This window comes from Actinomadura sp. NPDC048394 (assembly GCF_040651755.1).
Classification (GTDB): Bacteria; Actinomycetota; Actinomycetes; order Streptosporangiales; family Streptosporangiaceae; genus Spirillospora; species Spirillospora montaniterrae.
The window spans coordinates 32229-44660 of sequence record NZ_JBEZJL010000005.1; the positions used below are offsets into that span (position 1 = coordinate 32229).

Genomic DNA, 12432 nt, shown 5'->3' on the forward strand with positions numbered 1-12432 from the left:
GACGCACCTCACAGAAGAACCGGTTATAACGGTTCAGGACGGTACCAGTTAAACCGGTTCGCGGCTATCCTCGACGCCATGAACCCCTCCGCCCCGACCGCCCCGTTCCGCCAGGGCGCCGGCCGGCCCTGCCTGGACTTCATCCGCACCCTGCGCCACCGCGGCGCGCCCGGCGCGGTCGAGGAACTCGCCGGCCCCGCCGCCCTCGACGCCTGGATCCGCCAGTTCGGCCCCTACGACACCGGCCCGGACGGCATCGGCCCGGACGGTGAACAGGACGGCACGCGCGCCGGGGGGCACGCCGACGCGGCCGATCTGCTCGCCGCGCGTGCCCTGCGCGAGGCGATCCACCGGCTCGTCACCGCCGCCCTCGACGGCGGCCCCGCCACCGCCGACCCCGCGGCCCGCGACCTGGTCAACGCCGCCGCCGCCCGGCCCGTCCCCGTCCCCGCCCTCGACCCCGCCGGACGGCTGCGCCACCACGCCGAAGACCCCGTCACCGCGATGCTCGCCGTCCTGGCCCGCGACGCCCTCGACCTGGTCACCTCCACCGCCCTCGACCGCGTCCGCGCCTGCGCCGGCGACCGCTGCGGCGCCCTGTTCCTGGACACCTCCCGCCCGGGGACCCGCCGCTGGTGCTCCATGAACACCTGCGGCAACCGCGCCAAGAAGGACGCCCTGCACGCCCGCGGCCACACCCCCTGACCCGCCCCTGACACGCCCCCGGGGTCAGGCCTGCAGCGGGCAGCGGTCCACCACCCAGATCTCCTCCTCGTCCCCCGACGGCGGACGCGGCGGCTCGTCGGTCAGCCGGTCCAGATGCCACTCGATGTGCGCCAGCGGCCCCCGCCAGCCCGCCAGCAGATCCGCCAGCGGACGCGGAGGACCCGGTGCCCCGTACGGCCGCGGATCGGGCAGCTCCCCCTCCCACAGCGCGTCGTCGCAGTCCGCCGCCCAGTGCGCCGCCGCCTCCAGCACCTGGTTCAGATCCCGCGCCAGATCCCCCAGCGACCGCAGCGCCATCGCGTCCTGGATCATCCGCTCCCGCGCGTCATAGGGCAGCTCCCGGTCGAACGCCGCAGGGAACGGAGGGCGCCGCCCCTCCAGCACCGGCTCCTCACCGGTCGCCGCCGCCCGGACCGCCGCCAGCTGCCAGCGCGTCCACTCCGCCAGATGCCCCAGCACGCCCCGCAGCGCCGCCGCGCCCTCACCGCCGCCGCGCACCTCCGCGGCCGCCTCCCGCAGCCGCGACCGCACGAACTCCAGCCGGTCCAGCGTCCACGCCCGGGCCCGCGCCGCCCCCGCCGGGCCGCTGCGCCGCTCGTCGGCCGCGGGCCGCGGCATCGGCACCCGCAGCGCCGCCAGCAGCCCGTCCAGATCCCTTACGTCCGCGCCGCGCCCCGACAGCACCGCCGCGCCCACCCGGTCCAGCCGGAACATCCGCGGCCCGTCCCGCATCAGGCACCACCCCACCAGGTACTCCCCATAGGGGGCGGTGACCAGCCCGTGCGCCTCCACGTCCCGGAAGCTGCGCGCGCCCGCCTGATCGGTGTAGGCGAGCCGGACGACCCGGCGCCGCCGCACCGCCTCGGCGAGCGTGTCGCGGACCGGGCCCATCAGCGACGCGACCTGCCCCAGCGGCTCCGGCTCCGCCGGCTCCTCCAGCACGTACCCGCGGCGGCCGTGCGGCCGGACCGCGAGCCCGCCGTGCGTCAGCAGCTCCAGGTCGCGGCGCACCGTCCGCTCGCTGACCCCGAGGCGCGCGGCCAGCTCCCGCTGCTCCAGCGGCTCGGGCGAGGCGGCGCGCAGCTCCGCGACGAGCGCCAGGAGCCGGTCCACCCGATCGGCATGCTCCACACACCCATCGTGACCGCCGCCACCGACATTATGCGGCGCCGAAGACGCCTGTAACCCTTACGGCACAGGCGATCCCGGCCCTCCCAGCCCTCCCCGGGGACGGCCGGCCGGACGGCCCCGGAGGGTCAGCGGCCCGACAGCTCGGCCGCCAGCCCCTCGAAGTCCGCCGCCGTCAGCGTCAGCGCGCTGCCGATCGCCTGCGTCGCCTCCGCGCTGCCCAGATGCCGCGTCGCCGCCCGGTCCAGATACGCCTCCACCAGCCGCGCACCGGTCAGCCGGCCGCGCGGGCGCAGCGTCGCCGCCTCCCGTTCCACGACGGCCCACGCGTCCGAGCCGAGCCGCAGCGACCGCTCCTCGGCCAGCAGCCCGACCAGCGCCGACCGCGCCCGCCCGTCGGCCAGATCCGGCAGCCGCACCGCCCGCAGATCGGTCACCAGCTCCGGCGACGCCGCCGACAGCTCCCCGACCCGGTCCGGCTCGCAGGTGCCCAGCAGCGCCGTGTCGTTGACGCCTTCCAGCCGCGTCCGGTACAGCACCGACGCGTACGCCGCGCCCTGCGCCTCGTCGAGGATCAGCCCGTCCAGGCCGTCCAGCAGCAGGACGTGCCCGGCGTGCTCCTCCAGCGCCGACCGCAGCCCCTCCGGGCCCGCGTCGCGCAGGTCCTCGGCGTGCACCGAGCGGACCTCGCCGCTGGAGGCCTCCACCTCCGCCAGCGCCCGCGCCACCATCCGCGCCAGCCGCCGCTGCCCGCTGGACGGCGCGCCGATCAGCAGCAGCGCCGGCGCCGACGCGCTCGACACCTCCTGCCCGCGCAGCCGCCGTGCCCACTTGCCGCGCCGCCGCACCTCCGTCACCACCCGGCCGATGTCGTCGGCGCCGCACAGGAACCGGATCCCGTACGCCTCGGCGACCTGCGGGGCCGAGTCCGGCACCGGCGCGGGCGGCGCCGGCGGGACCGGCTCGGGCACCGGCACCGGAGGCGGCGGCAGGTCCGGCTGCTGCGCCGCCGGCGGTGCCACGGGCGGTGCCGCCGGTGGCGCGGCGGGTCGCGGGGCGGGCGGCGGCGAGGCCGGCGGCATCGGCGCGCCCGGCCACGCCGGACCCTGGTCGAGCTTGGTGCGGAACGCGTCGGTGTCCAGCTGCGTCGCCGGTGCGTGCACCGCCGGCGGCTCGGGCTCCGGCGGCCACGACGGCCCGTCCGCCCCGTCCTGGACGGGCTCCGACGGCCACCGCGGCTCCTCCATCGCAGCGGGAGCAGGCGGCGGGGGAGCGGGCGGCGCGGGTTCGGGAACAGGTTCCTGCCGGGCCGCCGCGGGCGCGTCCGGTTCCGGGGCGGCGGGCGGCGGAGGAGGCGGCGCGATCCGTGGCGGCGGGACGTCGGACGCCAGCGGGTTCACCGGCCCCGGCCGCTCACCGTGCACCGCCGGAGACGGCGCGGGCGGGACCGACGGGTCCGCGCCATGCGCCGCATGCGCGGACACCGGCGGCGAGACAGGCGGCGAGACGGGGGGCGGCGGCATCGGCGGGGCCGACGGCGGCTCCACCGGCGCGACGGCCGGCGGCGGGCCCGGCGCGTCCTGCGCGGGCTCCGGCACCGGCGCGACCGGCCGGTCGGCGCCCGAGGAGGCCCGCTCGGCGGCCATGTGCGCGCGCGCCGCCTTGATGATGTCCCACGCCGACAGCTCGTCGGTCGACGGCGGGGAGTGCATCGCCGGCGACGTCAGCTCCGCCGCGACCGCCTGCGGCACCGCGAACCCCGTCGCCGGCGGCGGCACCTGCGCCAGCCGGCACCACGTCAGCCCGAGGGTGTAGGTGGTGGCCAGCAGTGCCGCGAGCGCGTCGGGGTCGTCGCGGCGCAGCGCGTCCGGCAGCCGCCCGTCGCGCGGCCACAGCGCCCGCAGCGGGTTGGCGGGATCGCCGAGCACCGCCTGCAGTGTGCGGGCGCTGTCGGGGTCCAGCCAGCGCTGCAGCGCCGGCAGCGCGCCCGGCGCCGCCGCCAGGTCGGCGGCCAGCACCGCGATCCCGGCGCGGCGGACCTCGTCGTGGCTGCGGCCGCCCGGCGCGGGACGCGGCCCGGTCAGCCCGTGCACGATCTGCTCCAGGTCGTACAGGGCCAGGCGCAGGTACTCGCCCGGCGCGGTGTCGCGGACCATCGGGGTGGCGAACTCGGCGGGGCAGCGGCGCCGCCACTCCTGCACGATCGCCTCGGGCCCGTAGCGGACGGTGGCCATGTCCTGGTTGACCATCCGCAGCGACGCGGCGGTGACGGCGGCGAGCGCGTCGGCGCCGGGCCGGAACCGCGGGTCGGCCTGCAGGCCCGCCGCGACCTCGTACATCACCCGCGCGATGTGCGCGGCGCCGCCGCCGTCGCCCGCGCCGAGCCGGTGGATGTAGTAGCCGGCCAGGGTGCCGAAGTCGGGCGGCATCATCCAGTGCAGCTGGTCGGCGGAGGTGGTCAGGAACGGGATGAACGACTCGATCAGCGGGTGCTCGGTCAGCACCACCGGCGAGCCCGCGCACCACAGCAGCGCGCCCCATGCGGCGGCGATGGTGCTGGGCGTGCCGGGCTGGAACATCGGGTCGCGCTGGGCGAACTGCTGCGGGTCGACCGCCAGGGCGGTGGTGATGGCCTGGGAGATCCGCGCGACGACCGCGGTGTCGGGGACGGGCCCGAGGAATCCCAGCGGCGCCACGCGCCCGGCCGCCAGGTCGGGGCCGGTCGGGTACAGCTGCGGCGGGACGGGCGGGGTGCCGGCGCCGCGCGGCGCCGGGACCGCGACGCGCCGGTCGGCGGGCTCGGGCGGGGGAGGGCAGGGGTGCCAGGCGCCGTCCAGCCCGCACCGGTACCAGCGCCCCCACGCGCCGAACAGCCACCATTCCCCGGCGCCCCACAGCATCCGCGCGGCGATCTGCCCGGCCCGGTCCTGCGGCTGGGCGGTCCGCCACCACGGCGAGGCGACCAGTTCGCGCACGTTGCCCTCGACCGCCGCGAACAGGTCCCCGCTCGGGCCGCCTCCCGTCCCGCCGGGTCCCGCCCCGGCCCCCTGCCAGCTCACCCGGCGAATAGTAGTCCTCCCCGGCGGAGTGTCCGGCATGTCGTGTTCTGGAGGTCGTTTGCCCGCCCCTCTCTGCGTAATGAGTGTTATGGCACGATGCTCCTGAACGGTCGAGAGGGGAGCGGCGATGGGCGTCGACGCGGCGGCGCGCACCCGCGCCCAGGGACTCGCGCTCGCGGTGTTCTCCTCGGTCTGCTTCGGCGCGTCCGGCCCGTTCGGCAAGGCGCTCATCGAAGGCGGCCTTGACCCGCTGCAGGCGGTGTGGCTGCGCATCACCGTCTCGGCGCTCGCGCTCGTCCCGATCGTGTGCGCCGCGCGGGCCCGGCGCGGCGCACGGCGCGGCGCACGGCGCGGCGCCCGCCCCCTGCGCGCGCAGCTGCGGCCCCACCTCGGGCGGCTGGCGGCCTACGGGCTCACCGGCGTCGCCGGCTGCCAGGCCTGCTACTACCTCGCCGCGTCCCGGCTGCCCGTCGGCGTGGCGATCCTGCTGGAGTTCACCGGCCCGGTCATGGTGCTGGCGTGGCTGCGGCTGGTGCGCCGCGCCCCCGTGCACCGCACCGCGGCCGCCGGCGTCGCCGTCGCCATGGCGGGCCTGGCGCTGGTCGTCCAGGTGTGGACGGGCCTGAGCCTGGACCCGCTCGGCCTGGCCGCCGGGCTCGGCGCCGCCGCCTGCCAGGCGTCCTACTTCCTGCTGGTCGACCGCCTCGCCGGACGCGTCGACCCGCTGGTCATCACCACCGCCGGCAGCGTCGTCGCCGCGGCCGCGCTCGCCGCCCTCGCCACCCCGTGGGCGCTGCCGTGGCGGGTGCTCGGCGCCGCCGTCCCCGTCGGCGGGCACACCGCGCCCGGCTGGGCGCTGGTCGCCTGGATCGCGCTGGTCAGCACCGTGCTGGCCTACCTGACCGGGATCGCCGGCCTGCACCGGCTGTCCGCGCAGGTCGGCGGCGCCATCTGCTACACCGAGGCGGTCGCCGCGACCCTCATCGCCTGGGCGGCGCTCGGTGAGCGCCTCACCGCCGTCCAGATGGCCGGCGGCGTGATCGTCCTGGCCGGCGCCTACATCGCCCAGCGCGCCGCCGCCCCGCCGGACGCCGCGGTCCCGGCAGACGCCCTCGCCGCGGGCGCCGCGCCCGGGAAAGGCGCGGCGCCCGCGGCACGGCCCGCCGACGCCCCGCACTGACCGGCCCTCCAGCGCGGGGCATGCGGGGGCGGACGGTCAGGCGTTCTCGGCGCGGAACCGGCGCGCCCCCAGCCACACCGACACCACCAGCAGCACCGCCGCGACCAGCGCGCCCTCCGCGACCGCCGCCGTCGCGTAGTCGCCCAGGAACGCCGCCCGCACCGCGTCCACCACGTACCGGAACGGCGTGCACCGCGACACCGCGTCCAGCCAGCCCGGCGCCAGGCTCATCGGCAGCAGGATCCCCGACAGCAGCAGCAGCGGCAGCGTCACCGCCGACAGCAGCGGCGCGAACGCGTCCTCGCTGCGGGTCCGCATCGCCAGCACGTACGACAGCGACGCGACCGCGACCGCCAGCGACATCACGAACAGCAGCCCGACCGCGACGCCGCCCGCCGGCGCCCGCAGCCCCAGCGCCAGCCCGACCGCCACCAGCATCACCGCCTGGACCGTGACGATGACGGTGTCGCGCAGCACCCGGCCGAGCAGCAGCGCGGTGCGGCTCACCGGCGTCACCCGCAGCCGCTCCACCACCCCCGACCGCAGCTCCCCGATCAGCCCGAACCCGACGAACCCGGCGCCGAACAGCGCGAGCTGGATCAGCACGCCCGGCACGAACACCTGCCAGGCGTTGCCCGCGCCGAAGCCGCGCACGTCCACCAGCCGCGACAGCAGCGGCCCGAACAGCACCAGGTACAGCAGCGGCTGCATCGCGCCGAACACCACCGCGACCTTGCTGCGCAGCGTCTGACGCAGATACCGGCCGAACACCAGGCGGGTGTCGGCGGCGGTCCGTGCCAAGGACATCGCACTCCTCCTTCTGTTGGTTGGAACGCGGCCCGCCGCCGGTCAGGCGGCGTCGCGCAGGGAACGGCCGGTGACGGTGAGGAACACGTCGTCGAGGCTGGGACGGGCCAGGTTCAGCGACGCCAGCTCCACCCCCGCCGCGTCCAGCGCCCGCACCAGGCCCATCAGCTGCCGCTCGCCGTCCTCGACGGTCAGCCGCACGGCGCCGCCGGCGGCCACCGCCTCCCGCACCGCGCGATGCCGCGCCAGCGCCTCGCGGGCCCGCGCCGCGCCCGACGGGTCGGCGAGCTCGAGGGTGACCACGTCACCGGCGACGCGGCGCTTCAGCTCGGCGGGCGTGCCCGCCGCGACGATGCGGCCCCGGTCGATGATGAACAGCCGGTCGCACAGCGCGTCCGCCTCGTCGAGGTAGTGCGTGGTCAGGAACACCGTCGTGCCGTCCTCGGCGCGCATCGACCGGACGTGCTCCCACAGGTTCCCGCGGCTCTGCGGGTCCAGGCCGGTCGTCGGCTCGTCCAGGAACAGCAGCGGCGGCCGGTGCACCAGCCCCAGCGCGACGTCCAGCCGCCGCCGCTGCCCGCCCGACAGCGCCCCGCACGGACGGTCCTGCAGGCCCTCCAGCTCCAGCCGCGCGCACAGCTTGGCGATCCGCTCCGCGCGGCCGTCCACCCCGTACAGGCGGGCCTGCAGGTCCAGCTCCTCGCCGACCGGGACGGACGGGTCGGTGCCGCCGCCCTGCGCGACGTACCCGATGCGGCGCCGCACCCCGCCCGGGTCGGCGCGCAGGTCCCGCCCGGCGACCGTTGCGGTGCCGGCGGTCGGCGCCAGCAGCGTCGTCAGCATCCGCAGCGTGGTGGTCTTCCCGGCGCCGTTGGGGCCGAGGAACCCGACGATCTCGCCGGGCGCCACGGACAGGTCCACGCCGCGCACGGCCTCGACCGTCCCGTGCTTGCCGGTGAACGTGCGGGCGAGCCCGCGTGCCTCGATCACGATGACCTCCGGTGGGGGGTGAACGACTCGCCGATAGAGTAACCACAAATTTGCAGTCACTCCAAGTTTTCAGTGACGCCAGCGAAGGTAGGATCTCCGGCATGGCAGAGGAGCTCGACCGGCGGTCCGAACCCGAACTCGGCCTGCGCGAGCGCAAGAAGCGCGAGACCCGCCGCCGCATCGCCGACATCGCCACCGGGCTGTTCATGACGCGCGGCTTCGACAACGTCACCGTCGCCGACGTCGCCCGCGCCGCCGACGTGTCGGTCAACACGGTCTTCAACTACTTCAGGACCAAGGAGGACCTGTTCTTCGACCGCCAGGACGAGATGGTCGAGGCCGTCGGGCGCGCCTTCCGCGAACGGCGACCCGGCGAGGGCGTCGTCGCGCTCTACCGCCGCACCTACCTCGAGGGACTCGACCAGGGCTCCTACCGCACCGCCTTCCACGAGGGCTCGGAGGTGTGGTTCAAGACCGTCAGCGACAGCCCCGCCCTCACCGCCCGCTCCCGCGAGCTCGGCCAGCAGCTCAAGGACGCCCTCGCCGGCCTGCTCGCCGAGGAGACCGGCGCCGGCCCCGACGACGTCGCCCCCCGCGTCGCCGCCGCCATGATCTACGCCGCGCAGGGCGTGCTCATCGAGGAGATCGCCGCCCGCAAGGCCGCCGGCGAGACCCTCGCCGAGATGCGCGACGACGTCTACGCCTCCGCCGCCCGCGTCTTCGACATGCTGGAACACGGCATCGGCGACTACGCCCCCAAACCCGCCCCCGGCGAGTAGCGCGGGCGCCCGGCCGCGCCCGTCGCGGCGCCCCCGCCACCGGCGTCCGCCCGGGCCGGAGACGCATGGCCCCGCACCGGTCCGGGTACGGCGCCGGAAAATGAGTGTCGAGGCGCTCCGCGGCGTTCCTAAAATCCATGATTGCGGAGGCGATCAATCATGGACACCCCCACGCTCCTTGCCCACCTGCAGACCCACGACACCCCCCTCACCCTGCCCCGGGGCGGCACCCTGCGCTGGGACGACGCGGACCTGCACCGCGCCGCCCACGCCGCCGGCCCCGAGCACTACGCGCTGCTGGCCCTCGCCCCCGGCACGCTGCCCTGGCAGCGCGCCCGCGTCCTGCTGCAGACCCTCGCCGCCTCCCAGGCCGGTCTCGACGACGCCACCCGCGACACCCTCGCGCGCCTCGCCCGCGTCCTGACGCTGGCGCTGCCGCCCGCGCACGTCATCACCGTCCTGCTCGCGCTGCGCCGGCTGCGCGCCAACCACAAGCACACCACCCGCACCGTGCTGCGGTTCGTGCTGGAGCACCCCGACGCCGACGCCCTCATCGCCGCCCGCCGCCCCGCCCTGCTCGACTGCTTCGAGCACGCGCTCGGCAAGACCGCCGCCCGCGGCTGCGCCCGCCGCATCGACGACGGCGACACCGGCTCGGACTACCTGCGGCGCCGCCTGCTGCGCTTCCTCGCCGTCCCCGCCGCCGCACCCGCCCGCGTCCAGGCCCTCTACGCCGCCGCCGCACCCGCGCCCGCGCACACCGCGACGGGAGCGGGCGCCGCGGCCGGCGCCGGCGCCGCGCGGCCCCTGCCCGACGAGCCCGCCCTCACCCTCGACACCGCCCGCCGGCAGCCCTCCACCGTCACCGCCACCAACCGCGGCGACATCGCCGCCACCCTCGTCCACCTGTACCGCGGCGGCCCCGCCGAGGACCTGTACGCCGCCCTCGGCCGCTACGTCGACGACGCCGCCCGCGCCTTCCCCCGCTTCGCCGGCACCGTCGCGCTCGTCCTGGACGCCTCGGCGTCCATGCGCGGCTACGGCGAACGCGAATGGGCCGTGCTGTCGCAGGCCGCCGCGCTGCGGATGCTGCTGTCGCGCGTCTGCGACCGGCTCGAGGTCGTCGAGGTCGGCGGCGACGAACGCGCCCCCCGCGGCGCCACCGACCTCGCCACCGGCGTGCTGGACGCCCTCGCCGCCGGCCCCGACCTGGTCGCCGTCGTCTCCGACGGCTACGAGAACCGCTTCCCCGGCGACCTCGCCCGCGTCACCGCCACCCTCCCGCGCGCCGGCGTCACCACCCCCGTGGTGTTCTGCCACGCCCTGTTCACCGCCGCCGACGACCTCACCCTGCGCCGCCCCGACCCGTCGCTGCCGCAGCGGGGGTTCTGGCACCAGGACGACTTCACCGCCCTGCTGCCCTGGATGTTCGCGCACTGCCCCGCCGGCCGCCCCTGGCTGCGCACCGCCCTGCACGCCCGCCTGGACGCCCTGGACCGGCAGGCCGCCGACCTCACCACCGCCCTCGCCGCCTGACCCGCCCCACCGCAGGCCCGCGCCCCCCGGCGCGCCCACCCGCGCGCAGGCCGGGACGCCCGCCGGGACGCCCCGGCCGCCGGCACGAACGAAAGGAGCACCGCATGACCGAGATGACGGCGCTCGACACCCTGGTGCCCGGCCCGCTCAGCCTCGCCGGGCACCGCCTCGGCACCCCGCAGCAGGCCGGCGCCTTCACCATGGTGCCGATCTCCGGCCCCGACCGCCCCGGCTTCGTCCCGCCCCGCACCGGGCTGAAGCTGTCGCGCGTCACCGGCTACGGACGCCTCGAACTGCGCAACGGCGCCGCCGACGGCGTCGCGATCGTCCCCCTGCACATCGGCTACGTCCAGGACGCCGCCCAGAACCACGCCCTGTGCCGGTCGGCGTTCCTGGCCCCCGGCCAGAAACTGCTGTTCGAGGACGCCTGCTGCGTCCAGCAGACCCAGGGCGGCTACCTCACCGGACGCGACCAGTGGTTCTTCGTCCTGCCCGGCGAACTGCGCGCCCGCGCCCTGGATCTGCGCGGCGTCCACGGCTACGCCAAGCTGTGGGACGACATCGCCGAGCTCAACCAGCGCTGCGGGCTGCCCCGCCGCGGCCACCTCGAGCAGATCCTGTCGCGCAAGCGGCCCGTCCTCACCCAGTTCCAGAGCCGCCTGGAACCCCAGCCCGGGCAGGTCGGCGCCCTGTTCCTGGTCGACGGCCGCTTCGCCGGCCTGGAGATCTGCCCCGGCCCCCGCTACTTCGCCGAGATGTGGCCCGCGCTGGCCTGCTTCGCCTACGGCGTCGCCGCCTGGCGCGCCGAACCCGCCCCCGCGCCCGCCGCCCCCTACGACGCCGCCACCCTCGCCGAACTGCGCGGCGCCCTGGACCGCGACCGCGCCGCCCGCCTCACCGGCATCGCCGCCCGGCTCGCCGCCGCCGCGCTCGACGAGGCCGCCGACGTGCAGGAGGAGGAACGCTACCTGGACCTGCGGCTGTCCACCGTCACCGGACCGCACCTGGCCGGGCAGGTCGTCACCGACGGCGGCCAGGCCGTCTACGCCTCCCTGTTCGCCCGCTGACCCGGCCTCCGCGCGGACCCGCCCGGGACGGCCCCCAAAAGGGGTTGCCCCGGGCGGCCCCCACCCAGTTGAATCGGACCCACGGGAACTGAGCCGGACCCGTCAGGCGAAAACCCGGATTCCACGTCCGGATCTCGCACGACGCTCATCACGTCGCCAAGCGATCAGGAGCCCGACCCGGTGCCGGCCACCTGTCCCGTCTCCTCCAGGTAGGGCGCGAGCGCCGCCCGCACGTCCCCCGGCATCTCCCGCTTGGACTTGGAGCCCGGGTCGACGAACACGTGCCGCACCTCCCCGTCGGCCATCAGCCGCCCGCCCACCGTGAACCGCGGACGCACCACCATGCTCGTCGTCCCCAGATGCGCGACCGGCATCTCCACGTCCACCAAATCGTCGAACCGCGCGCCCTCCCGGTACCGGATCCGCGCCTCCGCCACCACCAGGTCGTAGCCCGCGCCCACCATCTCGTCCGGCCCGCACACCGCCGCACGCCAGAACTCCGTGAGCGCCACGTCGTAGAAGAACAGGTAGTGGCCGTTGAACACCACGCCCTGCTGGTCGCACTCGCTGTACCGCACCCGCAGCCGATGCGTGAAGATCTTCCCCATACCGCCACATCCTGCCGCACTCCCGCACACGACGAACGGCGACATCCCCGGCCGGCCCCTGCCGCACGGCCCAGGCGAAAGCCATAACCATCACTTCTGCAACTGAGAAGAACCATCTGTTGGACTTCTGGCTCCCGGGCGCCGAGCATAGGAGGTGAACCACCAAGCCACCAGGAAGGACGACACGATGGACAAGGCCATGCGCCCCGAGGACATCACCCGCCTGTTCGTCGAGCGCTCCAACGCCGGCGACGCCGCCGGAGTCGCCGCCCTCTACGAGGAGGACGCCGTGCTCGCCTACCCGCCCGGCTCGCAGACCGTCGGACGCGACGCGATCCGCGCGCTGTGGGAGAAGGTGCTCGCCGCCCGCCCCCACTTCGAACCCGAGGAGCCGCTGCCGACCCTGGTCAGCGGGGACATCGCCCTCACCTCCACCCCGCCCCGCGACGGCGCCGGCGCCCGCGCCCAGGTCGTCCGCCGCCAGCCCGACGGCAGCTGGCTCCGCGTCCTCGACCAACCCGAGTTCACCACCCCCGCCCCCTGACCCCGCGC

Annotated in this window: 11 protein-coding genes; 6 read left to right on the forward strand and 5 right to left on the reverse strand. The window is 76.6% G+C overall.

Annotation, left to right across the window (positions count from 1 at the left end):
* Positions 1–78: 78 nt before the first annotated feature.
* Positions 79–705: an ABATE domain-containing protein gene (locus tag AB0C78_RS04170; protein WP_360741448.1), complete on the forward strand. Its 627-nt coding sequence runs from the start codon at positions 79–81 to the stop codon at positions 703–705.
* A gap of 24 nt (positions 706–729) precedes the next feature.
* On the opposite strand, the gene AB0C78_RS04175 is transcribed toward AB0C78_RS04170, so the two are convergent.
* Positions 730–1857, reverse strand: a complete 1128-nt coding sequence (locus AB0C78_RS04175; RefSeq protein WP_360741450.1) for a WYL domain-containing protein — start codon at positions 1855–1857, stop codon at positions 730–732.
* A gap of 125 nt (positions 1858–1982) precedes the next feature.
* Positions 1983–4913 (reverse strand): hypothetical protein, encoded by a 2931-nt coding sequence (locus AB0C78_RS04180; RefSeq protein WP_360741452.1) that lies wholly within the window; start codon positions 4911–4913, stop codon positions 1983–1985.
* Positions 4914–5040: 127 nt separating this feature from the next.
* Between AB0C78_RS04180 and AB0C78_RS04185 the strand changes: the two genes are divergently transcribed.
* Complete coding sequence (locus AB0C78_RS04185) at positions 5041–6093, forward strand: EamA family transporter (protein ID WP_360741454.1); 1053 nt, start codon at positions 5041–5043, stop codon at positions 6091–6093.
* A 36-nt stretch (positions 6094–6129) separates the two neighbouring features.
* On the opposite strand, the gene AB0C78_RS04190 is transcribed toward AB0C78_RS04185, so the two are convergent.
* Entirely contained in the window at positions 6130–6900 is a 771-nt protein-coding gene (locus AB0C78_RS04190) for an ABC transporter permease (protein ID WP_360741456.1), read from the reverse strand.
* Positions 6901–6942: 42 nt separating this feature from the next.
* Positions 6943–7890: an ATP-binding cassette domain-containing protein gene (locus tag AB0C78_RS04195; RefSeq protein WP_360741458.1), complete on the reverse strand. Its 948-nt coding sequence runs from the start codon at positions 7888–7890 to the stop codon at positions 6943–6945.
* A 101-nt stretch (positions 7891–7991) separates the two neighbouring features.
* Here AB0C78_RS04195 and AB0C78_RS04200 point away from each other — a divergent pair, with 101 nt between their 5' ends.
* From AB0C78_RS04200 to AB0C78_RS04210, 3 genes are all read left to right on the forward strand, one after another.
* Entirely contained in the window at positions 7992–8669 is a 678-nt protein-coding gene (locus tag AB0C78_RS04200; RefSeq protein WP_360741460.1) for a TetR/AcrR family transcriptional regulator, read from the forward strand.
* A gap of 159 nt (positions 8670–8828) precedes the next feature.
* A complete protein-coding gene (locus AB0C78_RS04205; RefSeq protein ID WP_360741462.1) occupies positions 8829–10205 on the forward strand; it encodes a hypothetical protein in 1377 nt (458 codons plus the stop codon).
* A 104-nt stretch (positions 10206–10309) separates the two neighbouring features.
* Positions 10310–11272 (forward strand): DUF6569 family protein, encoded by a 963-nt coding sequence (locus tag AB0C78_RS04210; RefSeq protein WP_360741464.1) that lies wholly within the window; start codon positions 10310–10312, stop codon positions 11270–11272.
* A 164-nt stretch (positions 11273–11436) separates the two neighbouring features.
* On the opposite strand, the gene AB0C78_RS04215 is transcribed toward AB0C78_RS04210, so the two are convergent.
* The gene (locus tag AB0C78_RS04215; RefSeq protein ID WP_360741466.1) at positions 11437–11880 is read right to left on the reverse strand and encodes a thioesterase family protein; all 444 of its coding nucleotides are present in this window, start codon (positions 11878–11880) and stop codon (positions 11437–11439) included.
* A 187-nt stretch (positions 11881–12067) separates the two neighbouring features.
* Between AB0C78_RS04215 and AB0C78_RS04220 the strand changes: the two genes are divergently transcribed.
* Positions 12068–12424 carry a nuclear transport factor 2 family protein gene (locus AB0C78_RS04220; protein WP_360741468.1) on the forward strand — a complete coding sequence of 119 codons (357 nt, stop codon included), beginning with the start codon at positions 12068–12070 and terminating at the stop codon, positions 12422–12424.
* The last annotated feature ends 8 nt before the right edge of the window (positions 12425–12432 follow it).